We start from the raw sequence: 24131 nt of genomic DNA, 5'->3' as shown, positions 1-24131 counted from the left end.
CTAAATTTAAAGAATAATTGGCTAAGTTCGTCAAAATGGTAAAGATCAGGTAATAGATCATTACAATTTAAAACATCTGAACTAACCTAAATAGAACTGCGAGCCGCCGTTCTTCTTTACTGTTTATTCAATTCGTATATGGGCAATTGCGGTGGCATTATTGGTGACATAAGTGCCTGTTGGTGCATCGGTATAGGTACCGTCAGATAAAGTCACGATTTGACGAGAAGATGAATATTTAGGTGCTGGTGCTGAGATTTGAGCTGTTGTGTTTTCTGCCAAATTAGAAGGATGTGAAACGGTTTGTACTGAAGTATTTGTAAAAGATGAAAAACCTGAACCCGATGCATATAGGTTTTGGTATCGACTTGTTACACGGCGCACATAATCTTGTGTTTCACGGAAAGGGGGAATACCGCCATATTTGTCGACATTACCTTCACCGGCATTGTAAGCCGCAAGTGCCATTTGCGTGTTTCCATTAAAACGCTTGAGTAACCAGCTTAAATATTTAGCGCCTGCAAAAATATTTTGTTGCGGGTCATAGGCGTTAGAGACATTAAAACGACGGGCAGTCGCAGGCATGAGCTGCATTAACCCTTGAGCACCTACTGGCGAACGAGCTCTTACGTTAAATCCTGACTCGGTGTGCATAACGGCTTTAATTAGACCTTCTGAAACACCATGTTGTTGTGCAGCTTGTCTAATAATGTGGTCGAAAGCGTTCTTATTTTTATTGTAGCTTGGCAAAACAGAAGCTTCTGATGCTCCCCAGTTTGTATAACTGTGAATATTACTATCAGGGTAATAGGTCACTTTTACTTTTTTAAGGGAGTGGTCATAGCTTTTTCGGTTGGTGAGCAATGTACTACCGTTTTTATCTTGGTAAATATACATTTGACCCGCTGAACTCGAAGTTGTGCCGACCGTAAAAGTGGTCATCCCCAGCAAACAAGAAACAAGAAATTGAACCGAATTTTTCATTTTATGTTATTCACAATTTTTAGGTACTCAAAACTTGCAAAAGAGTTTATCAAAAAATATTACTTAAAGAAGATTTGTGTAATTTTTTTTATTTCGACTCTTTCAAAAAATCAAGCTGATTTGTTCGAATGCTCATCAAAAAAAATTAAAAAATTTTTTTAAAATGATTCTATTGACATGGTTAACTTGTTGATTATTAATAACAAAAAACATTGGTTAAAAAATGATCAATTTAAAGAAAACCCTTAACAGAAGGCCAAAACAGTTTGTCAAGTACGAAGAAATCCACAATTTTATCCACAGGTTTTGTGGAAAACTGTGGAAAAGTCCAAAAAGTAAGCATTTTGCACAAATTTTGAACGCTTCAGTCAAAATAGAGCATGTGTTTTGCATCATGCACGAGCAATGTGACGACTTCAAGAATTGAAACTATTCTTTTGATGCGATTCTCTTCTGAATCATATAAAATTGCGCGGTATTTTTATTTATGGGTATATCTCGTCTATGTACGCGCCAGTTGAGTCCAATCAGGGATTTAATTTTAAGCCTGAACTTCCAACAAGCTCGGCCTATTACCGTTTGCTCAAGAAGCTTCGCCGTCAAGTTGGGCATGCTATTCGTGACTTCAATATGATTGAAGATGGCGATAAGGTCATGGTGTGTGTGTCTGGTGGTAAAGACAGTTATACCTTGCTCGATATTTTGTTGCAGTTTAAGCGTATCGCACCGATTAATTTTGAGGTGGTTGCGGTTAACCTCGACCAAAAACAACCAGGCTTTCCTGAAGATGTTTTGCCTCGTTATATGGAAGAGAACAACATTCCATATTACATTTTAGAAAAAGACACCTATACCATTACTAAACGCTTAACGCCGGAAGGTAAAACCTACTGTGCAGTATGTTCACGTTTACGCCGTGGTTCTTTATATGGCTTTGCACAAGAGATTGGTGCCACTAAAGTTGCTTTAGGTCACCACCGTGATGACATCATTGCAACGTTCTTCTTGAATTTGTTCCATGGCGGTAGCTTAAAGGCGATGCCTCCAAAGCTTTTATCGTCAGATAAAAAGAACATTTTGATTCGTCCTTTGGCATATGTTGAAGAAAAAGACATTATTAAATATGCCGAGATTCGTCAGTTCCCAATCATTCCATGTAACCTTTGTGGTTCGCAGGAAAACTTACAACGCGCAATGCTTAATGAAATGCTACGTGAATGGGATAAACAATATCCGAAGCGCTTACACAGCATTTTCGGGGCATTACAAAACGTATCTCCGTCTCAGTTAGCAGACCGCGAATTGTTTGATTTCGAGGCTCTAGATTCTCAGCGCGAGTTGGATATTAAAGATCCGGAAGAACTTAAGAACCGTTTAGATGTCGTGAACTTAAGCTTTGCTGCTGAATAAACGCTAGCATAAAGAATGTTAAAGGCACTTTATAAACAAGTGCCTTTAATGTATCAAAATACTAAAAAATGAATGTTCCGTACAAAAAGTCATAGCCCAAAATTTAAATTACATGCTATAACAAGCCACAAGCAGAATTGCTTCACATGATGTTGTCTGGATAGACAACCAGAGAAATTGAACAAATAAATTTGAGGAAGAATCATGCCTGCATTTTTAACTGAAGATTGGTTTGCGACTGTCGAAAAATTAACTGCTGAAGCAGGTGATCTTAATTTGCCGCCCGCTCTTGCGAACTTGGCAATTAATTTAGTAGTGACAGATGCTTCTGGAAATACCGAATTAGCTTTAGATGGGGGTAAAATCCAAAAAGGTTTGTCTTCAAATGCCAAAACAACTTTAAATATGGATGCTGAAACTTTACGTAAAGTATTCTTAGAGTTTGATATGGCTGCTGCTATGCAGGCATTCATGACTGGTAAAATTAAAGTTCAAGGCGACATGTCTCAATTAATGGCTTTACAAACAGCTAAGCCAAGCCAAGAACAAAAAGATTTGTTTAAGAAAGTATTAGAGCATACTGCTTAAATCTAAAAGAATTCATATAAAAAGCTTACCCATAGAGGTAAGCTTTTTATTTGTACAAACAATGAATTTATCAACTTTTAAAAATAAAAATTAGATATTGATTCGTGTTTGCGCCGTTTTGATATGTTCAAGATAAGCACGAATACGAGTGACATATTGAACCGCTTGCTTATATCGACCATTTCGCGTTTTATTACTTTGCAAATAGTCATAGAGGTTGACCCATTTGTTCGGATCTTTCCCTTGAGATTGCAAGCGCTTCTGAATCTGACTTACCGCACCTGGTCCCATGTTATAGGCCACAAGCGCATACCAGTTCCGATCAGGGAACGGAATATTATCAAATTCGGTTAGCATCAGATCGTAATACTTCGCGCCGCCCTGAATACTCTGAGCAGGATCGCTACGATTGCTTACACCCATTGCTCGAGCAGTGCTATTGGTTAGCATCATTAAGCCGCGAACACCTGTGGGAGAAACAGATTCTGGCTTTAAATATGACTCTTGATAACCAATTGCGGCAAGTAAATGCCAATCTAGATCATACTTCGCTGCGCTTTGCTTAAAGCTCGCTTTGTAAATCGGTAAACGTGTGCTTAAGTCACGTTGAATGGTTGACCATGCTTCTGGTTTCACCACATTGCGGTTATAAAAAGAGGCAAGCTGCTCGGTCACACCATTTTGCTTACTTTGGCATACAAAGCCGCTGGCGGTCTGTGTGAGTGGGTCATCAGCCTGTTTAAATACCCAACTCAACTCAGGATTTAAGCCATTTTTTTGCAAATTTGCTGTGTCACCACAACTTGCAGAAAACGACATTAAACCTTTGTTTTCGATTGTGCTTAAACCTGCTGTAGTCATCGCAAAGTTTGCTTTACCTTGCTGAACCCATCTAAGAGCAGTGGCATTGTCTGCCACGATTTTAAAGTCCAGCTTTACATTTAGGTTCTGCGCATAGTTACGTGCTAAGTCGTAACCAAAACCATGTAAAAACTGATCTTCTTTGAAAACGGTTGTCGGGCTTTCTACCGCAACAACAGTTAAAGTGTTTGTGTTAACTACAGTATTGTACTGTAGGGTTTTTCCTGCATTAAGACTATGAAATGGGAGAAATATAGTACTGAGTGCAAGCGCTTTTAACGGGAGAGAAGAAAATAAAGAGTTAAGGCAAAGCCTCGACCCAGAACTTGAATTACTGTGCATGTTGTCTCCGCTACAGATAATTTATGCCCTAAAAGTCAGACAAAAAGCTGCCATAACTTCTAAAAGTTGATAAATTCAATAAGGGGTGGGCAGTCATGACGTCATTCAAAATGACATGAAATGAAAAAAACAAACTGTGTAGAAAATCTACATAGTCTTCGAGTGGGTTAAAAAATGCTCAACATTTAAACTGCGCGCATCATAATATTGAAAAAAAGTAATGTCAAATTTTGTACAATTAAAACTTCGATATATCATCATAAACACATGAATTTCTTAAGGAAGAAAATTTATACACTTCTGATGTGAGAAAATAGGGTATAAAATGCTACATCTTGTAAGCGATATGTTGTTGAACAGTGGTTTTTAATCATGAAATCTAACTTAATCACTCGGTCAGGGCATGACAAATTAGTTGCTGAATTAAAACAACTTTGGCATGAAGAACGTCCGGAAATCACCAAAAAAGTAAACTGGGCTGCAAGCTTAGGTGACCGCAGTGAAAACGCGGATTATCAATATAATAAGCAGCTCCTCAGAAAAATTGATCGACGTGTACGTTATTTAGGAAAACGCTTAGAAGAATTAAAAATTGTTGATTACTCTCCTGAGCAAGACGGCAAAGTTTATTTTGGTGCTTGGGTCGAGATTGAAAACGAAGAAGGTGAGCAAAAAACTTTACGTATTGTTGGAATTGATGAAATTTATGATCATCACCCTCAACATATCTCGATTGAGTCACCTATGGCTCGCGCATTGCTCGGCAAAGAAGTCGATGATGAGATTGAAGTACACACGCCATCAGGAAAAAAGCTGTGGTATATCAATACAATTCGCTATGAAAAGACAGAAAACTCAGAAATTTAAATAGATTTGTGTTTATTTTGAGCGGTTGAATTAAAAATTAAATAAAAGATTTGCCAACTTCAATTTTTATTTATATTATAGCGCTCGTTGGAAGCGTGGCAGAGCGGTTTAATGCACCGGTCTTGAAAACCGACGAGGGTGTGAGTCCTCCGTGAGTTCGAATCTCACCGCTTCCGCCAGATTCTTAAAAAAGCCCTTGTTAATGACAAGGGCTTTTTTTTATACCTAGTGTCTACATTACAGTAAGATTTAGCTTAAATACTGCTAATAAATCCTGAAAATTTCATATAAATCAAACAAGTATATATTTTAATCAAAATTACTATATTTATATAATATATTTTTTATTTTCAATATCTTACCAATTAAGCTTCTATATATCAGAATCGAACAAGTTATTTGTAGAATATTCATTTATTGATATATGATGAGCCAATATTTAGAAACTGTTTCAAAACATAATTCTATTGTTCAGCGAGCAAGTTCAAGGAAGGAATGATGCTGAATTCAGTTTTCTAAACCCGATATCTGGAAATCATTTCCGCCCCAAAATTGTATTTTGACCCATTGGTTGGCAATGCCTGACTCTTTTGTAGAGTAGGTGTTTCCTATTTTAGGATGTATCTATGAAAAAATTATTTAGTGTTCTGTTCAGCGCATCTGTTCTAACACTGACTGCATGTAATAAAGAACCTGCAAAAACTGAAAATACAGCTTCAGCTAAAGATAAAACTGAGTCAGTACGAACTATTAAACTGGTTTCTACAGGTTCAGACACAGACGTATGGAAATACGTTGCAACGCTTCCTGAAACTGCTCAAGCGGGCATTAAACTCGAAGTGACTAACCTAACTGACTATGTTGTATTGAATACATCTGTAGCAAGTGGCGAACAAGACGTAAATGCGTTCCAGTCATTTAACTATTTGGCAGCTTATAACTCTTCAAATACAGCTAAAGTTGCTGCTGTTGCGACAACTTACCTAGAGCCAATGGGTATTTATGCAAATAAAGTTAAATCTGTTGAAGAGTTCCCACAAGGCGCAACTATCGCGATTCCAAACGATACTGCCAATGAAGCGCGTGCTTTAACATTATTACAGTCTGCTAAACTGATTAAACTCAAACCAGACTTTGACCCTGTAAAAGGGACGACCAATGACGTCGTTGAAAACCCTAAAAACTTACAATTAAAACCAATTCAAATGACTACAGCCGTTCGTGTTAAAAACGATGTAGACGCGATTGTGTTAGGTAATACATTGGCACTTGAGGGTGGTCTCAATGTAATGAAAGATTCTATCTTCCGTGAGCCTATTGACCAGTCTACAAAGCTTTATGTGAATTTGTTAGGTGTTGCTGAAGCGAACAAAAACGACCCGATCTATACAAAACTTGGTGAACTTTACCACTTACCTAAAGTTCAAAAGTTTGTGAGCGAAAAATTCGGTGGAACAAAAGTTGAAGTGAACAAGCCTGTTTCTGAATTTGCAGACATCAAATAAGTAATTTTTTAATTTAAAATTATTTTTAAAAGCTAAGTCTCGGTGATGGGGCTTAGCTTTTTATTTATTAGTTTAAGAATATTATTCTCTAGAAAAATAAATTGCTAACATAAGTATAAGAGTAATTAAAACTCCCACACCTACGCTGATAGTTACTAGTTCTAGATTAAATATCTCTTTCCATAAGCCATGTGCTCCCCAATCACCATCTATTCCTCGATTATTAGATTTACGGCCATAGGTAGCTGCTACACCAAAACCTAAAGTAGAAAACAAGAAACAAGCTAAAGTAAGTTTTAGAGGGTTAAACCTTGAAAATAAAGGGATTAATATTGTTGCAATAAATAATAGTCACAACAAAGGCGGTGATGATATGCTTCCAGTTATCCATAACTTCTCATTAAATTTTATTGTTTATAGCGTGTAGGAGAGAATACTTTCCTAGATATCGGTATATTTTATCTTGTATCAGTGGCGGAATATATAACAGGTGGCTGGATAAAAACCTCTAAGGCATAGAAATAGGAGTATATTTTCCTATTGGAAAGTTCCATCTTTTTAGATATGTGGTATAGCTGCACCATTCCTCAAAGCTAGATAATTTTACTTCTAGCCCCATTCCATCTTTCTCACAGCGATATACAGCCCAAGCCATATTTCTAGATTTATCAAATTTTAGTTCAACAAGTTTTGCTTCACTAAAACAGTTTTTTAAAGGAATCTGTAAAAGTCCATTTCCTGATTGATCTGGATGAAATAAATTGAGTTTTTTAGCTTCTAATAATTCTTCTTTTAATTCAGGGTAACGAATTACTGAGTAAGCGGTAGGGAAGCAATTTCTTCCTGGGCCACCATTCGGTGAGTTTTTCATTCTTTCTCCCCAATTGAGAACAAATTCTTTTGGAGATATCTCAGATTCTTTTTTATTAAAAAAATAAATAGCTGTAAGTGCTATAAGTAGACTACTCAATACTAATAAGATTATCTTCACCTATTCTTACCTTGTCTTTATAAGTTAAATTTTCCTAAAATACACAACACAGCTTATATCAGATATTTATATAGAACCACATTGAAATAGTTTGTTTTGGCTGGTTGCTTTATTTGTTTTTTAATAGATCAAAGCTATCAGGCTTAAATTTATATTAGTTTTAGAAAAACATTTACTAAATAACTTATCTAATCTATATTCTTTTTATCTGAAAAATTTATACATATTAAGTACCTTTCCGAAAAGCAAACATGAGAAAAATTATAAAATAGGTCGAGAAATACCCTTTTATAAAAATATGTCTTAAGCTTTCTTCAAAATAAAGAGGGTAATATTTTCTTATGAAAATAGAGAAAAAGATTGAAAAAATCATAAATAAAAAAATATAGAAGACTTTTGAAAACATTATATAATTTTCAGAAAATTCTTTTTTATTAAAAAATAGATTTGTTATTTTTTCTGTAAGAAAAATTGAGACTAGAGAAGTGAGTACTCCTAATATAATACTAAATAAAATTATATTTATCATTTAAATTCCTGCTTTTAAATAGTGAAATCATTTTTTATTTCCTGAATGAATCATTAAATATCAGAATATACTCTTTTTTAAGACTCTATTTCTATCCTAAAGAATTGAACAGCCTCCCAAGCCAATTTCTTTCCCCCTTTATAAACCCTCATTTAACAATAGCTCTCTTATTATTTATCCTTACTTTTTAATGATCTAATTTAAAACAAATGTCATTTTGTGTGCTTGACTGCAATAGAACAGGGCACTATTCTTTGCCTGCTGGCCACATTGCCAGTCGGTTTTAGCAGACCGCATCAAACGTGCATTAAAAGTTTCATACTTTTAGTGTTGAGCCCTCGTGCCCCCTCTGCGGCGGAACGGGAGGGGGACACCTTCGGGTGTGCTGGCCACGTTTGACCAGTCTGCTAACCCCCTTTCGTTCTGCCACCATAATTCTATAAATGTCTGGCGGAACTTCAAATAAAAAGGAGTTGGCTTTGCACATTCTTAATTTCTTGGCAGCCTTTGCCAAAGTCTATATCGACACTACTTAAATTTATAAGTAGCTTGATAGCTATTAGCGCTTTCAGGCTTTAATTCGTCGCGACCAAAAACTTAATCAACAATAAAACTTGAGATGTGCAAAACACAGTCTTAACGGCTTTGCTATACCTTTTTTTCTCCCAAAAAAGTATCTCGTTTACATACAACAAGAATTTTTATAACGGTAAAACTATGCCAAATTTAGTGATCTCCCCACGTGCCATACAAGTCGTAAATAAATCAATTAATCTGTTTCACAACTACGGATTTCATACCGTTGGAGTCGACAGAATCGTGAAAGAGTCTCAAATTCCAAAAGCGACTTTTTATCATTACTTTCACTCTAAAGAGCGTTTTATCGAAATCTGCATGATCGTGCAAAAAGAACGTTTAAAAGAAAAAGTAGTTTCAATGGTTGAGTACACCAGTCAAACAAGTGTGGTGGATAAACTTAAGAAACTTTATGTCTTACACACCGATTTGGAGGGGCTTTACTATCTATTATTTAAAGCAATTTTTGAAATCAAACTGACCTATCCAAAAGCCTATATCACCGCAATGAGATATAGAACATGGTTGCTTAATGAAATCTATAGTCAGTTAATAAAACTAAAAAAAGATGCTTCTTTTCAGGACGCCAAATTATTTTTATATATGATTGAGGGGACTATTATTCAGCTTTTAAGCTCGGGTCAAGTAGGGGATAGAGAGATGATATTAGACTGTTTTTTGAAGCAGTTTAAATAGGATGAATGAAGCATGAAAATATTCCTGTTAAATCTGCTTAAGTGAGTTTGCCAGATGTTTCTTCAAGCTATTAATAATTGATACGATGTTTAAATGTCTAATTTAAAAAGCCCTTTTTGTCATAAGGGCTTTTGTTGTGGGGCTATTCTTTATATTGCCATGCTTTTAAAAAGGTACGACACACTTCTTCATTTAACTGTTTTAGTTCTTCTGGAGTCGGAATATTTCCACTAATCAGTGTAGCTGGATAGGTATAACCCATTACGGCACCGAGAAAAGCCTTTGTTGCTTCCTCTGGCTGATCAATTTTAACAATACCAGCATTGTGTGCAGTTGCAAGAATATCGGTTAAAGATCTTTTAATATTCCCTTGAGTACGTTGCTGAATTTTAGGAAGAATTTCCTTCATTTCAACTAAGGCAATAATCAGCAATCTTTGCAGGCGAATGACGTCAATATGATAAAAATGATTTTGTACAGACTGCCCAATTTCTAACAATAATTGATCTAGACGCTTATTTTTCAATTCATGCTGTTCAATGAAAGGTGCTTCCATTTCTGCTTTTAAATGATCAAAAACTTCAATAAGTAGAGCTGTCTTGGTCGGGAAGTGATTATATAAAGTTTGTCGATTTGTACCGGCTTTTGCAGCAACAGTTTCTAAGCGGACTTCTAACCCATGCTCAAGGAATAGTTCACGGGCTGCTGCCACAATAATAGGGCGAATTCGAGACGGACGACCTGGTGATTTTTTTAGCATATCAGTTTTCTTGCACATCATATTTATTTACTTTACAGTAAAGTAAATAAATTGTCTATAAGTCTAGGGTGCCAAAATATGTTTGGTTCGGTTTTTTTTAATCATAAGTACTTGTGGTTATTACCTTTGCTACTTTTTCTTAATGGATGTGATTCTGATCCGCCTGCCCCTAAAAATATTCAGCAGGTAGGCACGATCACTATAAAACCAGAGACGATTGAATCTAACTATCAATTGGCTGGAAGAACGGTGGCCTCTGAAATTTCTCAGGTCCGCCCACAAGTCAATGGAGTAGTAATAGAGCAATTATTTAAAGAAGGTACGCAAGTAAGCAAAGGCCAACCACTTTATAAAATTGATTCATCACTCTATCGGGATGGCGTGGATGAAGCCGCTGGTAATCTTGCATTAGCAAAAGCCACTGTAAATTCGACTCGTTTACAAGCTGAGCGCTATAAAGAATTAATTAAAGTAAATGGGGTGAGTCAACAAGAGCTTGATAATGCTCAAAGTGCATATGAGCAAGCGAAAGCGACTGTTGCCGTAAACGAAGCTGTACTGAAAACAGCACGAACCAATTTACGTTACACACAAGTTAGTGCGCCAATTTCAGGACGGATAGGGCGTTCATCCATTACACGTGGGGCTTTAGTCACCTCTGCTCAAACAGATCCTTTAGCAACGATTCAAAAACTTGACCCCATGTATGTCGATTTGACTCAGTCGAGTGATGAATACATGGCACTGCGTAAACAGCTTACTGAAAATGGAATAAAACCGACTGAACTTTCAGTACGTTTGAAGCTTGAGAATGGCACTGCCTATGCAGAACAGGGGACTTTTAAGTTTAGTGATGTTGCTGTAGATGAGGCGACAGGAAGTGTCACCTTACGTGCAGCATTTCCCAATCCCAATAATGCGTTATTGCCCGGCCTGTATGTGCGGGCAGAACTTGGAACGGGAACACGTCCTAACAGCGTTTTAATTCCTCAAGGTGCGCTATTCCGAGACGCAGAAGGAAATCCACTTGTTTGGATTGTTGGAAAAGATAATAAAGCCGAGCAACGAAAAATTACTCTGGGCGATGCAATTGATAATCGTTGGTTAGTGACCTCTGGCTTGAAAGCAGGAGATCAAGTCATTGTTGAGGGTCTGCAAGGCTTAAGTGCCGGCATGACGATTGAACCTACCCCAATGAGTTGAGGATTGCGTATGTTGTCGAGTTTTTTTATTGCACGACCTATTTTTGCTTGGGTCCTCTCTATTTGTATTATGGCATTGGGGACGATTTCGATTTTAACGTTACCCATTGAGCAATATCCTGACATTGCACCACCGGGTGTAAATGTTACTGCAAACTATCCGGGCGCATCGGCCAAAACTGTTGAAGACAGTGTTACCCAGATTTTGGAGCAACAAATTAAAGGGATTGATGGTCTACTTTATTTTTCATCGAGTAGTAGTTCGGCGGGTCAAGCAAGGATAAGTCTTAGTTTTGATCAGAATACCAATCCTGACACTGCTCAGGTGCAGGTACAAAATGCTGTGAATCAGGCGCTGAGTCGATTGCCTCAAGAGGTTCAGCAGCAAGGGATCACTGTGACAAAGTCACAAGGCGATAGTTTACTGGTCTTTGCGCTTTACGATGAAAGTGGGACTAGATCTTCTGTCGACATATCTGACTATATGGTGAGTACACTGCAAGACCCATTAAGTCGGGTCGATGGAGTGGGTGAAATCACCGTATTTGGTGCTCAATATGCAATGCGCATCTGGCTTGATCCTCATAAATTAAACAGTTATGGATTAATGCCATCAGATGTTAGAACCGCAATTGAAGCACAAAACACTCAAATTACAGCAGGAGAATTGGGCGCATTACCCACGCGTGATGGGCAGGCTTTAAATGCAACAGTAACAGCATTATCTCGGTTACAAACCGTGAGCCAATTTGAAAATATTATTTTGCGGACACAAACCAATGGTGCGGTTGTATTACTTAAAGATGTTGCCCGAGTCGAGCGTGGTGCAGAGAGTTATCAGACTTCTACACGTTTGAATGGAAAGCCAGCTTCGGGTATGTCTATTCAACTTGCTTCTGGTGCCAATGCATTAGAAACGGCTGAACGAGTTAAAGCTGAAGTCACACGGTTAACTGCCTCTATGCCAGCGGGTTTAAAAGTTGCATACCCACGCGACAGTACGCCATTTGTAGAAGCTTCGGTAAATGGGGTGATTAAAACTTTAGCTGAAGCAATTGTTCTCGTCATTATTGTCATGTTCTTATTTTTGCAGAGCTGGCGTGCGACTTTAATTCCGGCAATTGCAGTTCCGGTCGTATTGTTAGGTACATTTGGTGTGTTGAGCGTACTTGGCTATAACATTAATACACTGACTTTGTTTGCGATGGTACTCGCAATTGGTTTACTGGTAGATGACGCGATTGTCGTTGTAGAAAATGTCGAGCGGGTTATGCATGAGCAAAATGTTGATGCTCGGCAAGCCACCCTAATTTCAATGCAGGAGATATCAGGTGCGCTCGTGGGTATTGCCATGGTACTCGCAGCGGTATTTTTACCTATGGCATTTTTTGGTGGTTCCGTCGGGATTATCTATCGCCAGTTCTCGGTAACGCTCGTATCGGCTATGGTACTTTCTGCAATTGTTGCTTTAACACTTTCACCTGCGTTATGTGCAACATTACTCAAACCTGCAAATGAAAAACATAAGCAGAGAAAATTCTTTACTTGGTTCAATCGTAAAGTCGAACAAGGGCAGTCAGGCTACCGCACAAAGCTAGTTGCTGTTTTAGGTAAACCCAAAGTCTTTATGATCATATTCGTGGGTATTACGGCTTTGTTAGGTTGGCAATATACGCGTATGAATACGGGGTTTTTACCACAAGAAGACCAAGGCTCGGTTATGGTTCAATTTAGTACGCCTGTAGGCACGACACTAGCTGAAACAGAGCGGGTTGGTAATCAGATTGCAGATTACTTTTTGACGAAAGAAAAGAATAATCTCAATGTGATTTTCATGGTGATGGGTAGAAATAACGCAGGCAGTGGGCAAAATGTGGGAATGGCATTTGCCGGACTCAAACATTGGGATGATCGAGAAGGTAGTGAAAATACAGCCGAAGCTGTGATTGCTCGTGCAAATGCACATTTTAAGTCACTGCGTAACGCACGCGTTCAGGTACTTTCACCCGCTGCTGTAAGAGGCCTTGGGCAATCTAGTGGCTTTGAATTTTGGTTGCAAGATGCTGAAAATAAAGGACGAGATGCTTTACTCGCAGCACAAAATAATGTGTTAAAAGCAGCAAATGCTGATTCTGGCCTAGCTGCAGTACGTTTAAATAGCTTAGAAGATAAAGCCCAGTTACAAGTCGATATCGATCAAAGAAAAGCCAGTGCTCTTGGGTTAGCCCAAGCAGATATTAGTAATACGCTCTCATCGGCGTGGGGCGGATCTTATATTAACGATTTCATAGATCAGGGACGTGTTAAGCGAGTTTATTTACAAGGAGAGGCAATCTATCGTTCCTTACCCCAAGATATTGGGCAATGGTATGTTCGCGGTGCTACTGGTGAGATGACGCCATTTTCTAGCTTCTCTTCTGTGAAATGGCAGATGGGCCCTCAAATGCTGCAACGCTTTAACGGTCTTTCAGCCGTTCAAATACAAGGCTCTGCGGCGGCAGGTGAGAGTTCTGGTGGGGCTATGGATAAGATGCAGCAGTTAGTTGACCAGCAACAAGGTTTTAATCTTCAGTGGAGTGGGTTGTCTTATCAAGAGAAACTAGCTGGTGGCCAAACGATCTGGTTATATTTGGCTTCAATCATCTTTATCTTTTTATGTTTGGCAGCACTTTATGAAAGTTGGTCTATTCCTGTCTCTGTCATGCTAGTGATTCCTTTAGGTCTTATTGGCGCTGTAGTTGCTGCAAGTCTGGCAGGTTTTGTTAACGATATTTACTTTCAGGTCGCTATGCTTACCACCATTGGGCTTTCTGCCAAAAATGCTATTTTGATTGTTGAATTTGCGGCAGCCAAGTTAGAGGCTGGTCAGGCATTAATGGATGCCATTATTGAAGGTGCTGGTCAGCGATTACGGCCAATTATTATGACATCTCTGGCTTTTGTTGCAGGTGTTCTTCCATTGGCTGTATCTACAGGAGCAGGGGCTGTTAGCCGAAAAGAAATTGGTATCGCCGTAACTGGTGGGATGATTTCGGGAACTCTACTTTCTATTTTCTTTGTGCCTTTATTTTTTCTTTTAGTTCGTCGTTTAACCAATAAGTTAAACACCAAAAAGGCAAAATGATTTTACAAAACAGAATGTCATTAACAATTAGGCCCTCATGCTATAAATAGCATGAGGGCCTAAAATCTGACTAAAAACTTAGAATGTATTTTGAATAATGACATCGTCGTAAGGAAGTTTGCCCACGCGTGGGTAAGGCTCGGAAGCCGACTTACCAACAGCAATCATTAAACACACCACATGGTCTTCAGGTAAGTTAATGAGCTTTGCCATTGCGTCAAAGTCAAAACCATCCATTGGGCAACTGTCTAAACCATGCTCTTGAGCAAGAAGCATCAAGGTTTGAGCAAAAATACCTGCACTACGCATAACTTCGTCACGTTGGGTTTGTGGACGGTCACGGTAATATTGGTCAATTGCGCCAGCCATAATATTTTGTACTTCTGGAGTCGCGCCATCCCACACACGCTTAGCATCAACTTCCCATGTATTTACTTTTGCACACAACACAATTAGTAATGATGATTCTGTAACTTGTGGTTGATCCCAAGCAATGGTGCGAATTTTTTGTCTTAACTCAGTATCTTCAATGATGACTGGACGCCAATGTTGTAAGTTAAAAGCGCTTGGCGCATTTGCTAAAACTTCTTGCAACAACTGCTTTTTGTTATCTTCAGAAAGTTGAAAAGCAGGGTCGAAGCGTTTAACTGCGCGGCGATTACGGATGGCATCAATAACATTCATAAGATTTTCCTACTTAAGAGTTGGGTAGCGGTACTCGTTAGTTTTTATAACGTTGGGCTACATCAGCCGAAGAAAAGTTTGGTAGTAATGTGATACGTGATTTTTCAAAATTATTCCATTGATTTTCGTCTTTCAGCACAGGAATTGTAATTGTTTCTTTGCGATCAAAACCAATCAGAGCGGCATCGACCAAATCATTGACATCCATTAATGGTGGAACTTGGCTTAAGTCGATGCCTGAACGTTCCCAAATTTCGGTTTTAGTTGCCGAAGGCAATACGGCTTGAACATGCACGCCATGATTTTTTAATTCTAAATATAAGCCTTGGCTAAAAAATTGGATGAAAGATTTACTTGCGCCATAAATGGTAGAACCTAATTCAGGGGCTAATCCAAGCACAGAACCTAAATTAATAATGGCACCTTTACCTTTATGTATAAGTGATTGCGAAATTGCATGAGACAAACGAATGACCGCAGTCATATTTAAAGTAATAAGTTTTTCAATCTCTTTAATATCTTGAGTTAAAAAGGTTCCGTTTAGTGCTATCCCAGCGTTATTTACCAAAATTTCAATATCAGCATCATTTTTGAGTACATCTTCAATTTTACTGATGTCTTGATCGTTTGATAGATCGGCTTGAATGAACTCGACTTGTATGCCGTATTTTTCTTGAAGATCTTTTGAGATTTTATCTAGGCGGTTTGTGTCTCGTGCAACCAAAATTAAGTTATGGCCACGTTGAGCAAATCGGTCTGCATAGACAGAACCAATTCCTGACGAAGCTCCTGTAATAAGTACTTTTGATTGAGCTGACATGTGATGTCTCCACGCTTTAATTTTTAGATGATGATCGTAATCTAAAATATATAATTTTTGATGTCAATCATAATCAATGTATAATTGTGACGAGTAGGGTGAGTAAAAGTGGGTAGGCCAACATGAAAGTCAGTAAAACTCAGGTAAAAGAAAACCGAGAAAAAATTGTCGAAAAGGCGACTCAACTGTTTCGTAACAAAGGCTACGATGGTGTCGGCATTGCCGAGTTAATGTCTAGTGCAGGCTTTACTCATGGTGGGTTTTATAAACATTTCAGTTCGAAAACAGACCTTGTCTCAATTACTGTTAAATATGGACTTGAGCAGGTTTTAAAAAGAATAGAAGGTTTAAATTTAGCTCAATTTATTCAACTTTATGTGTCCCGCACTCATCGCGATAACCGAGATTTGGGATGTACCTTAACAGCGTTATCTTGTGATGCCGCAAGACAACCAGACGAAGTAAAAGTCGAGTTTGAAGAGGGCATTGAGCAACTTATCCAGTTCATTATGAATGAACGAGCAAAACAAGTGTCTTTGGAAGCGCCAGAGTTGAGAAAGCAAGCTATTAATATTCTTGCTCAATCCGTAGGGGCAATTGCCTTGTCTCGCGCATGCCCAGACCAATCAATCCTTAGCGATGAAATATTGGAAAGCTGTAAAGAGAGTCTTTTAAAGTTAACCGATTAAACTTTTTTATCTTTCAAGCTGGTTTGGCTAAACTGAATTAACCTCGCAATATTGACTGTTCTTTCATAAATGAGTTCTGCTGCATGTTCGCAGGCTTGTTCTAATGTGATGGGACCATTTGCTAATGAGAAAGCAGCCGTAACGCCGTGCTCATAAAGTGCTTGATAGCCTTGGCCTAAAGTTCCTGCAATCACAATGACCGGGATGCCATGAGCTTTTGCAATTTGGCTTACCCCAAAAACTGTTTTGCCGCTTAAGGTTTGCTGGTCAAATTTACCTTCGCCTGTAATAACCCAATCTGCATGAGCAATTTTATGCTCAAGCTGATTCAGTTCAGCCACGACTTTAACTCCAGCTTTAAAATCTGCATTTAAATAACTTTTGGCTGCAAAGCCCAAACCACCAGCAGCACCAGAACCTGCTTCATTTCGTTTGTCGAAACCTAAAATTTGCGCAGAGACATCGGCAAAATGAGCAAGCGCTGCATCGAGTAACTCTACTTGAGCAGGAGAAGCACCTTTTTGTGGGCCAAAAATATGTGATGCGCCGTTTGGGCCACAAAGTGGATTGGTCACATCGGCAGCCAATAAAAACCGCGTGTGCTGAATACGTGAGTCGAAATGTGTTAAATCAATTTTTGATAGGTTGCCTAGAGCGAGACCACCTGCGGGTAAAACCTTTTGGTTGGCATCGAGCAAAACAGCACCTAAAGCACTCAGTAATCCTGTGCCGCCGTCATTAGTAGCACTACCACCCACAGTTAAAATAATATCTTTTGCGCCTGCATCTAAAGCATCCAGAATGAGCTGGCCTGTTCCAAACGTTGTGCTGTGGCAAGCATCACGCTCTGACGGTGGGACTAACTGTATGCCGCTCGCTTGAGCCATTTCAATGATGGCGATTTTTTGTTTTTCTAACCAGCCCCATTTGGCTTGAACAGGCTTACCTAATGGCCCGACTACAGTTTTTTCACGCCATTCACCTTCACAGACCTCTAACACTGCTTCAATAGTTCCTTCGCCGCCATCCGCCATCGGGCATAAAATCGTTTCTGCATGAGGAAAAACTTCTTGCCATCCTTTGGCAATGGCCTGAGCTACGTTTAAAGCAGATAAGCTGTCTTTAAATGAATCAGGGGCGATCACAACCTTCATAAATGCTCTAATGTGGATAGATTTTTAATTGTTTTATACTGTTTAATGCGAAAAAAACATAGATAAAGACATGTAAACATCAATTTTAAAAGGCTTTCAATCTGTTAAAAATAAAAGCCAATAATGTTTTGATCTGTAAAAGGCGGAGTTTCTATCTTTTTAACTCATTGTTTTATATGTTTTTCTATAAATGGCACGGTTGGCCTAAATGATTGTAATTGTAAAAAATATGGCACATATTATAAGAACAGTTGAGCCAGCTTTTTAAAATATGGTGAATAACATACCAAGCGGACTCTACCCACAAGCTAGACAGCAGCGATTCTTGATATAAGCATAATTAAATTGTGGTTTTATTGGATCTGTTGAATGCCTAAGAAGAAATAAGAGGATGAAAAAGTGGATAATTCAGAAGAACAAAAGCATATACAGGAAAATAACGGTTTTGCGCGAATTGAGCCATATACTCATCCTGCTGGCGGGTGGGGCGCACTGCTAAGTGTTGCTCGAAACTTAAAGCGACAAGATATTTTAGGTAAAGGTTCAATTACCTTACTCAACATTAACCAACCTACAGGTTTTGACTGTCCCGGCTGTGCATGGCCAGAAAAGAAAGATGCTCACGCATTTAACTTCTGTGAAAATGGTGCAAAAGCAGTTGCCTTTGAAGCAACCAGTAAAACAGTGACTCCTGAATATTTCGCAGGGCATACCGTCAGTTGGTTATCAGAACAAAGTGACTTTTTCCTCGAAGACTTAGGCCGCTTAACAGACCCAGTTCGCTACGATGCTGCAACCGATAAATATGTGCCTATTTCATGGGACGATGCATTTAAACTCATTGCTCAACATTTACATGCGCTAGACAACCCAGACCAAGCGGCATTTTATACCTCTGGCCGGGCCAGTAACGAAGCAGCATTTTTATATCAATTGTTTGTGAGAAGCTTTGGTACAAATAACTTTCCAGACTGCTCGAACATGTGTCATGAAACCACAAGTGTTGGCTTACTTGACTCGATTGGTTTAGGAAAAGGCACAGTCACCCTAGAAGACTTTGACGTAGCCGATGCTATTTTTAGTTTTGGTCATAACCCCGGAACCAACCATCCACGTATGTTAGGTACTTTGCGTGAAGTATCTAAACGTGGCGGCAACATTATTGCGATTAACCCAATTAAAGAGCGCGGCTTAGAGCGTTTCCAAGACCCGCAAGCACCGCTTGAAATGATGACCAACGGCAGTACGCCAATTAGTCGTTATTATTTCCAACCTAAAATTGGGGGCGACTATGCACTCATGTTAGGGATGTTAAAGCACTTAAATGAGTGGGATAAAAAAGCACTTGCCTCAGGTAAACCAAGCGTTTTTGACCGAAACTTTATTGCGGTGAATACCGTTGGTTTTGATGAAATGATTGCTGAGGTTGAAAGAACTGAATGGGCAGATATTTATAAACACTCAGGGTTATCGCCTGAACATTTAGAAAAACTCGCCAAACTCTTTTTAGAATCAGAGCGTTCAATTTTCTGTTGGGGAATGGGTATCACGCAACACCGCCACGGCACAGCTAACGTACATATGCTGGCAAATTTATTGTTGGCGCGTGGACAAATTGGCAGACCGGGTGCAGGGCTTTGTCCGGTTCGTGGGCACAGTAACGTGCAAGGCGACCGAACCATGGGCATTAATGAACTACCTAGCCCTAAATTACTCGACAACATTGATCGCGTATTTGGAATTAAATCACCGAGAAAAAATGGGCATGGTGTCGTTGAAACTATTAAAGCCATGGCAGAAGGTGAGGTCAAAGTCTTTATTGGTTTGGGTGGGAACTTTGCAGTTGCAACGCCAGATACGCCGTATACCCAAGAAGCACTTAGAAAGTGTAATTTAACCGTTCATGTCGCAACCAAGTTAAACCGTAGCCATTTGGTGTGTGGTAAAGATGCACTAATTTTGCCATGTTTAGGTCGTACCGAAATTGATGAGCAGCTTCATGGCCCACAGGCAATTTCAGTTGAAGATTCAATGAGTAATATTCATTTGTCAGCAGGACGTAACGCTCCAATTTCTGACAATATTTTGTCTGAACCAGATATTGTCGCCCGAATGGCTGAAGCAGTACTTCCAGACAGCCAAATTAAATGGAAATGGTATATCGAAAGCTACGACCGTATTCGTGATTCAATTGCCGATGTGTTTGATGAGTTCCATGACTTTAATTTACGTGTCTATAAACCGGGTGGATTCCATCTAGAGCATCCAGCCAATCAGCACATCTGGAATACAAAAAGTGGTAAAGCGCAGTTTATGATTACACCGCTGAGTGAGGTCTATGCCGATAAAGAAAATCAGTACGCTGCGGCATATACCGACAGTAAGGTTTATACCTTAATGACTACTCGTTCTCATGACCAATACAACACCACTTTATATGGTCTAGATGACCGCTACCGCGGAGTGTTTGGGCAACGCCGTGTGTTATTTATGAACCAAGCTGATATTGATGAAGCTGGTTTTGAAGCAAACCAATGGGTTGATATTGAAAGTGTTTTCTCGGACGGTGTAAAACGTATCGTGCATAGTTTCCGTATTGTGCCGTACAACATTCCGCGAGGCAGCTTGGCCGCTTACTATCCGGAAACCAATCCTTTGGTGGCGTTAAGCAGTCATGATAAATATGCCAAGATTCCTGCTTCAAAAAGTGTTCCTGTGATTTTGCATCCCGGAAATGCGCCAGAGCATTTTAACTTGGCAACGGCAGTTGCGCCTGAAGACGCTGATAAGAAAGTAAGCAACCTTTAATCAAAGGCAATATTAAAAAATGTCATCCAAACAAATGGCGCTCTAAACAAGCGCCATTTTGAAATAAAGGAAATAATTTTGACACCACATTCCTATGGGGTTGAAACATTACCAGTACAGCGGTTTAACAAAACCGACTCTGAAAATGTTTTAGATCATATTGTGCAAGAGTACCCAATTGCCTTGGTGTATAACGGCATCTCGCATGCGGTGATGATGGCGACACCGACCGATGTAGAATTATTTGCCAAAGGTTTTAGTCTCTCGGAAGGAATTTTAACCAGCTTAAAAGAGCTATATGCGCTTGATGTACATCAAAATGAATTGGGCATTACGGTTGAAATGACTATTTCATCGAGAGCATTTGCTGCCTTAAAAGAACACCGCCGCATGATGGTAGGCCGTACAGGGTGTGGTTTGTGTGGAATTGAGAGTTTAGAGCAGTTTCAGTTAGACGTTCCTAAAATTACAACGCATGCATCAAAAATATGGCTTGAGCAAATTCCGAGTGCCATTTCCCACTTAAAAGCCCAGCAAGAAATTACCGCTTTAACGGGTGGCGCACATGCCGCAGCATGGGTGGTTGATGGTCACATCGTCGCTTTATTTGAAGATGTTGGCCGCCATAATGCCCTAGACAAATTACTCGGTTATTTAGCGCAAGAAAACTACGACACCAGTTTAGGTTTTGTGGTGATGACCAGTCGGGCAAGTTATGAACTGATACGAAAATGTGCCCAGCTGAATATAAGTCTACTGGCGTCAATTTCAGCGCCTACCAGCATGGCTATTCAATTAGCCAAACAATCTGGCCTGACTTTGGCGAGTTTTTGTAGGGGAGATAGATTTGTTTTATATACAGAAATTTAAAATATATTGTTCAAGGTGATGGACCTAAAATAAAGCTCATCTGACATTTCTTTGGCTTTTAAGCTAAGGATAGGTTTTATGGATTATTATAAAACTCTAAAGGTTCAGAGTCTGTCCAAATGTCTTGGTTACAATCAATAAAAGAATGGGCAAAAGGTCTAAAGAAGCAAATTATTATGCTTTGGTTTGCCTCAAGGCATCCTCAAATGCCGTGGTTACCCAAAATTATTGCTGTGGTGGCTGTGGCTTACGCGTTTAGCCCCATCGACTTAATTCCCGATTTTATTCCTATTTTGGGCTTTATTGATGATGCCATCATTTTACCAATGCTGATTTGGTTAGCAGTTCGTTTTACACCTCAACAAGTCATTTTCGATGCTGAACAACAAGCTGAAGAATGGCTGGATGAACATGAAAAACGACCAAAAAACTATTTGGTTGCCGTACTCATTATTTTAATTTGGCTCACACTCGCTGTCATGGCTTACTTTTATTTTGGTGGTGGGTTGTGACTAAACTGAGTCTTGAGACCCTGTACTAATTTATACCCTTAACATTGTGCTTTGCTACAACTCAAAGGATAATAACGTTTTTATAAGCTATGGGTTGCAGACAATGAAAATCGTCGCAGATGAAAATTTGGCATTTACCGATTACTTTTTTTCTGAGTTTGGCGATATTCAACACAAAGCAGGGCGCACTTTAACCCATGCAGATGTAAAAAATGCTCAAGCTTTACTGGTCCGCTCGGTTACTGCAGTTAACTCAAGTTTAATTGAAAACACTGCATTAAAATATGTGGGCAGTGCCACAATCGGGACCGATCATTTAGATATTACAGCGTTAGAAAAACAAGGAATTACTTGGGCAAATGCGGCTGGTTGTAATGCCCAAGCGGTTGCTGAATATGTCATTACAGCTTTACTTCATTTAGATGCGAACCTTTTAGAACAACAAGAAAAATTTACCCTAGGCATTGTTGGCCTTGGCAACGTCGGTAAGCGTTTGGTCTATATGGCTCAGTTACTTGGTTGGAATGTAATTGGATTTGACCCATATGTGAAACTAGACGCAATTGAAAACGTAAGCTTAGAAACTCTGTTGCAACAAGCCAACGCAATTTCAATTCATGTGCCGCTGACCAAAAACGGTGAACATCCGACATATCATTTGTTTGATGAAAAAGCTTTTGCAGCACTTCAACCTGACACGATTTTAATTAATAGTGCACGTGGTCCAGTCGTGAAAGAAGCTGCTTTAATGGAGGATATTCATCGTACCCAGCGTAAAGTGGTGCTTGATGTATTTGAGCATGAACCAGTCATATCAGAAGAACTTATAGACATGTTGGCTTTAGCAACACCGCATATTGCTGGTTATAGCCTTGAAGGAAAAGCCCGCGGTACACAAATGATTTATGAAGCTTTTTGTCAAAAGTTTGGATACGACATTAATAAGCGTTTTGAAACTCAGCTACCTGCATGCGAAGACTATTTTTCAGGACATGATTTAAAAGCAGTGTTAAAGCAAAAGTTAGCTCAGATTTATGATATTGCTCAAGATGATGCCAACATCCGTGCCTGTATTAAAGATGGCAAAGTAGAGCAAAAAGCATTTGATTTATTACGTAAAAATTATCCGCTGCGCCGTGAATGGGCAGCACATGGGGGACCACAGGCATGAGTTTAAGTTATCAACCTACTTGTTCAATTGATGCCTTAAAAGCACGTGCCAAGCTCTATAGCCAAATTCGTCAGTTTTTTGCTGAACGTGATGTCATGGAAGTCGAAACACCAATCGTTTCACAAGCAGGTGTCACCGATGTACATTTAGCTTCGGTTCAGGCTTTGCGTCATATTAATGGCAAATTGCAAACTCAATATTTACAGACTTCACCAGAGTTTGCCATGAAGCGTTTATTGGCGAGCGGTAGTGGGCCGATTTATCAAATCTGTAAGGTGTTCCGAGATGATGAACACGGGCGTAAACACAACAGTGAATTTACCATGCTTGAATGGTACCGTCCGGGTCTGGACTTAAAAGCGTTAATGCATGAAACAGCCGATTTATTGCAAACCTGTTTGCAACATCGTTTTGGTGAAGTTCGTCCATTTATTTTAAGTTATAAACATGCCTTTCAAGATCGTCTTGATATCAACCCTTTGCAGGCAACTTTGAAACAACTCAAAGATACGGCAAATCGTGTGGGGTTAAACCTTGATTTGGGCGATGATCGTCTAGCTTACATGGATTTGTTGTTTTCTCATTTTGTTGAACCAAGTTTGGGTTTTGATGCTCCAGTTTTTTTAACAGACTTTCCACCAGAAATGGCCTCTTTGGCAAAAGTGAAAGTAGATGAAGATGGGGAAGAGGTCGCGGCGCGTTTCGAGGTTTATATTGAAGGCTTAGAGCTAGCCAATGCTTACGATGAATTGCTTGATGCAGACGTGTTACGTTCACGCTTTGAAGCAGATAATGCAGAGCGGGCTAAGCAAGGGCTTCATGTTATGCCTTTAGATGAGCATCTGTTAGCAGCATTGCCTCATATGCCGGAATGTTCAGGTATCGCTTTAGGTATAGACCGTTTACTCATGGTTGCAATGGATCAGGTCAAAATTGAAAAAGTAGTGACCTTTCCTGCAGAAATTGCTTAAAAGCTGACAAATAAAAA

At 39.2% G+C, this 24131-nt stretch carries 22 protein-coding genes and 1 tRNA gene; 14 read left to right on the top strand and 9 right to left on the bottom strand.

Features of this window, described 5'->3' with window-relative positions; translation table 11 throughout:
• Positions 1 to 123: 123 nt before the first annotated feature.
• The gene (locus HMPREF0013_RS16200) at positions 124 to 984 is read right to left on the bottom strand and encodes a lytic transglycosylase domain-containing protein (protein WP_002118598.1); all 861 of its coding nucleotides are present in this window, start codon (positions 982 to 984) and stop codon (positions 124 to 126) included.
• Positions 985 to 1488: 504 nt separating this feature from the next.
• On the opposite strand from HMPREF0013_RS16200, the gene ttcA reads away from it, so the two are divergent.
• Positions 1489 to 2394: a tRNA 2-thiocytidine(32) synthetase TtcA gene (ttcA, locus tag HMPREF0013_RS16195; protein ID WP_002118895.1), complete on the top strand. Its 906-nt coding sequence runs from the start codon at positions 1489 to 1491 to the stop codon at positions 2392 to 2394.
• Between the two features lie 204 nt (positions 2395 to 2598).
• Positions 2599 to 2982, top strand: a complete 384-nt coding sequence (locus tag HMPREF0013_RS16190) for an SCP2 sterol-binding domain-containing protein (RefSeq protein ID WP_002118641.1) — start codon at positions 2599 to 2601, stop codon at positions 2980 to 2982.
• A gap of 90 nt (positions 2983 to 3072) precedes the next feature.
• Here HMPREF0013_RS16190 and HMPREF0013_RS16185 read toward each other — a convergent pair whose 3' ends face one another.
• A complete protein-coding gene (locus HMPREF0013_RS16185) occupies positions 3073 to 4185 on the bottom strand; it encodes a transglycosylase SLT domain-containing protein (protein ID WP_002118835.1) in 1113 nt (370 codons plus the stop codon).
• 372 nt (positions 4186 to 4557) lie between these two features.
• Here HMPREF0013_RS16185 and greB point away from each other — a divergent pair, with 372 nt between their 5' ends.
• From greB to HMPREF0013_RS16170, 3 genes are all read left to right on the top strand, one after another.
• Entirely contained in the window at positions 4558 to 5052 is a 495-nt protein-coding gene (greB, locus tag HMPREF0013_RS16180) for a transcription elongation factor GreB (protein WP_002118865.1), read from the top strand.
• 89 nt (positions 5053 to 5141) lie between these two features.
• A tRNA-Ser gene (locus tag HMPREF0013_RS16175) sits at positions 5142 to 5231 on the top strand.
• Positions 5232 to 5678: 447 nt separating this feature from the next.
• The gene (locus HMPREF0013_RS16170; protein ID WP_002118503.1) at positions 5679 to 6557 is read left to right on the top strand and encodes a MetQ/NlpA family ABC transporter substrate-binding protein; all 879 of its coding nucleotides are present in this window, start codon (positions 5679 to 5681) and stop codon (positions 6555 to 6557) included.
• Positions 6558 to 6638: 81 nt separating this feature from the next.
• Here HMPREF0013_RS16170 and HMPREF0013_RS25350 read toward each other — a convergent pair whose 3' ends face one another.
• From HMPREF0013_RS25350 to HMPREF0013_RS25450, 3 genes are all read right to left on the bottom strand, one after another.
• Positions 6639 to 6833, bottom strand: a complete 195-nt coding sequence (locus HMPREF0013_RS25350; protein ID WP_002118653.1) for a hypothetical protein — start codon at positions 6831 to 6833, stop codon at positions 6639 to 6641.
• Positions 6834 to 7065: 232 nt separating this feature from the next.
• Positions 7066 to 7548 (bottom strand): hypothetical protein, encoded by a 483-nt coding sequence (locus HMPREF0013_RS16165; protein WP_005803882.1) that lies wholly within the window; start codon positions 7546 to 7548, stop codon positions 7066 to 7068.
• Positions 7549 to 7774: 226 nt separating this feature from the next.
• Positions 7775 to 8077, bottom strand: a complete 303-nt coding sequence (locus HMPREF0013_RS25450; RefSeq protein WP_005073008.1) for a hypothetical protein — start codon at positions 8075 to 8077, stop codon at positions 7775 to 7777.
• A gap of 717 nt (positions 8078 to 8794) precedes the next feature.
• Here HMPREF0013_RS25450 and HMPREF0013_RS16160 point away from each other — a divergent pair.
• A complete protein-coding gene (locus HMPREF0013_RS16160; protein WP_019767524.1) occupies positions 8795 to 9349 on the top strand; it encodes a TetR/AcrR family transcriptional regulator in 555 nt (184 codons plus the stop codon).
• Between the two features lie 142 nt (positions 9350 to 9491).
• Here HMPREF0013_RS16160 and HMPREF0013_RS16155 read toward each other — a convergent pair whose 3' ends face one another.
• Positions 9492 to 10109 carry a TetR/AcrR family transcriptional regulator gene (locus HMPREF0013_RS16155; RefSeq protein ID WP_002118929.1) on the bottom strand — a complete coding sequence of 206 codons (618 nt, stop codon included), beginning with the start codon at positions 10107 to 10109 and terminating at the stop codon, positions 9492 to 9494.
• 78 nt (positions 10110 to 10187) lie between these two features.
• On the opposite strand from HMPREF0013_RS16155, the gene adeD reads away from it, so the two are divergent.
• Complete coding sequence (adeD, locus tag HMPREF0013_RS16150) at positions 10188 to 11312, top strand: multidrug efflux RND transporter periplasmic adaptor subunit AdeD (protein ID WP_002119008.1); 1125 nt, start codon at positions 10188 to 10190, stop codon at positions 11310 to 11312.
• Positions 11313 to 11321: 9 nt separating this feature from the next.
• Entirely contained in the window at positions 11322 to 14435 is a 3114-nt protein-coding gene (gene adeE / locus HMPREF0013_RS16145; protein WP_005803876.1) for a multidrug efflux RND transporter permease subunit AdeE, read from the top strand.
• A 78-nt stretch (positions 14436 to 14513) separates the two neighbouring features.
• Here the strand turns inward: adeE and HMPREF0013_RS16140 are convergent, their stop codons facing one another.
• On the bottom strand, positions 14514 to 15119 hold the full coding sequence (locus HMPREF0013_RS16140) for a nitroreductase family protein (RefSeq protein ID WP_002118380.1): 606 nt from the start codon (positions 15117 to 15119) through the stop codon (positions 14514 to 14516).
• A 37-nt stretch (positions 15120 to 15156) separates the two neighbouring features.
• Positions 15157 to 15939 (bottom strand): SDR family NAD(P)-dependent oxidoreductase, encoded by a 783-nt coding sequence (locus HMPREF0013_RS16135; RefSeq protein WP_002118899.1) that lies wholly within the window; start codon positions 15937 to 15939, stop codon positions 15157 to 15159.
• Positions 15940 to 16061: 122 nt separating this feature from the next.
• On the opposite strand from HMPREF0013_RS16135, the gene HMPREF0013_RS16130 reads away from it, so the two are divergent.
• Complete coding sequence (locus tag HMPREF0013_RS16130; RefSeq protein WP_002118547.1) at positions 16062 to 16628, top strand: TetR/AcrR family transcriptional regulator; 567 nt, start codon at positions 16062 to 16064, stop codon at positions 16626 to 16628.
• Here HMPREF0013_RS16130 and HMPREF0013_RS16125 read toward each other — a convergent pair.
• Entirely contained in the window at positions 16625 to 17782 is a 1158-nt protein-coding gene (locus HMPREF0013_RS16125; RefSeq protein WP_002118832.1) for a glycerate kinase, read from the bottom strand. The two genes, HMPREF0013_RS16130 and HMPREF0013_RS16125, sit on opposite strands and share 4 nt — an antisense overlap.
• 399 nt (positions 17783 to 18181) lie before the next feature.
• Here HMPREF0013_RS16125 and HMPREF0013_RS16120 point away from each other — a divergent pair, with 399 nt between their 5' ends.
• From HMPREF0013_RS16120 to epmA, 5 genes are all read left to right on the top strand, one after another.
• A complete protein-coding gene (locus HMPREF0013_RS16120) occupies positions 18182 to 20590 on the top strand; it encodes an FdhF/YdeP family oxidoreductase (protein WP_002118434.1) in 2409 nt (802 codons plus the stop codon).
• A gap of 78 nt (positions 20591 to 20668) precedes the next feature.
• A complete protein-coding gene (gene fdhD / locus HMPREF0013_RS16115) occupies positions 20669 to 21460 on the top strand; it encodes a formate dehydrogenase accessory sulfurtransferase FdhD (protein ID WP_002118892.1) in 792 nt (263 codons plus the stop codon).
• A 119-nt stretch (positions 21461 to 21579) separates the two neighbouring features.
• Complete coding sequence (locus HMPREF0013_RS16110; protein WP_002118768.1) at positions 21580 to 21972, top strand: YkvA family protein; 393 nt, start codon at positions 21580 to 21582, stop codon at positions 21970 to 21972.
• Between the two features lie 103 nt (positions 21973 to 22075).
• The gene (locus HMPREF0013_RS16105) at positions 22076 to 23143 is read left to right on the top strand and encodes a 4-phosphoerythronate dehydrogenase (protein WP_002118412.1); all 1068 of its coding nucleotides are present in this window, start codon (positions 22076 to 22078) and stop codon (positions 23141 to 23143) included.
• Positions 23140 to 24114: an EF-P lysine aminoacylase EpmA gene (epmA, locus tag HMPREF0013_RS16100; protein WP_002118760.1), complete on the top strand. Its 975-nt coding sequence runs from the start codon at positions 23140 to 23142 to the stop codon at positions 24112 to 24114. Before HMPREF0013_RS16105 ends, epmA begins: the two co-directional genes overlap by 4 nt.
• Positions 24115 to 24131: the final 17 nt, after the last annotated feature.

This window comes from Acinetobacter sp. SH024 (assembly GCF_000163635.1).
GTDB lineage: Bacteria > Pseudomonadota > Gammaproteobacteria > Pseudomonadales > Moraxellaceae > Acinetobacter > Acinetobacter pittii.
The sequence above is the reverse complement of the archived record's forward strand: the minus strand, read 5'-3'. Positions and strand labels throughout refer to the sequence as shown.

Coding starts and splice junctions, on each gene's coding strand:
- HMPREF0013_RS16200 (WP_002118598.1), bottom strand. CDS start 984: ATGAAAAATTCGGTTCAATTTCTTGTTTCTTGTTTGCTGGGGATGACC.
- ttcA (WP_002118895.1), top strand. CDS start 1,489: ATGTACGCGCCAGTTGAGTCCAATCAGGGATTTAATTTTAAGCCTGAA.
- HMPREF0013_RS16190 (WP_002118641.1), top strand. CDS start 2,599: ATGCCTGCATTTTTAACTGAAGATTGGTTTGCGACTGTCGAAAAATTA.
- HMPREF0013_RS16185 (WP_002118835.1), bottom strand. CDS start 4,185: ATGCACAGTAATTCAAGTTCTGGGTCGAGGCTTTGCCTTAACTCTTTA.
- greB (WP_002118865.1), top strand. CDS start 4,558: ATGAAATCTAACTTAATCACTCGGTCAGGGCATGACAAATTAGTTGCT.
- HMPREF0013_RS16170 (WP_002118503.1), top strand. CDS start 5,679: ATGAAAAAATTATTTAGTGTTCTGTTCAGCGCATCTGTTCTAACACTG.
- HMPREF0013_RS25450 (WP_005073008.1), bottom strand. CDS start 8,077: ATGATAAATATAATTTTATTTAGTATTATATTAGGAGTACTCACTTCT.
- HMPREF0013_RS16160 (WP_019767524.1), top strand. CDS start 8,795: ATGCCAAATTTAGTGATCTCCCCACGTGCCATACAAGTCGTAAATAAA.
- HMPREF0013_RS16155 (WP_002118929.1), bottom strand. CDS start 10,109: ATGCTAAAAAAATCACCAGGTCGTCCGTCTCGAATTCGCCCTATTATT.
- adeD (WP_002119008.1), top strand. CDS start 10,188: ATGTTTGGTTCGGTTTTTTTTAATCATAAGTACTTGTGGTTATTACCT.
- adeE (WP_005803876.1), top strand. CDS start 11,322: ATGTTGTCGAGTTTTTTTATTGCACGACCTATTTTTGCTTGGGTCCTC.
- HMPREF0013_RS16140 (WP_002118380.1), bottom strand. CDS start 15,119: ATGAATGTTATTGATGCCATCCGTAATCGCCGCGCAGTTAAACGCTTC.
- HMPREF0013_RS16135 (WP_002118899.1), bottom strand. CDS start 15,939: ATGTCAGCTCAATCAAAAGTACTTATTACAGGAGCTTCGTCAGGAATT.
- HMPREF0013_RS16130 (WP_002118547.1), top strand. CDS start 16,062: ATGAAAGTCAGTAAAACTCAGGTAAAAGAAAACCGAGAAAAAATTGTC.
- HMPREF0013_RS16125 (WP_002118832.1), bottom strand. CDS start 17,782: ATGAAGGTTGTGATCGCCCCTGATTCATTTAAAGACAGCTTATCTGCT.
- HMPREF0013_RS16110 (WP_002118768.1), top strand. CDS start 21,580: ATGTCTTGGTTACAATCAATAAAAGAATGGGCAAAAGGTCTAAAGAAG.
- HMPREF0013_RS16105 (WP_002118412.1), top strand. CDS start 22,076: ATGAAAATCGTCGCAGATGAAAATTTGGCATTTACCGATTACTTTTTT.
- epmA (WP_002118760.1), top strand. CDS start 23,140: ATGAGTTTAAGTTATCAACCTACTTGTTCAATTGATGCCTTAAAAGCA.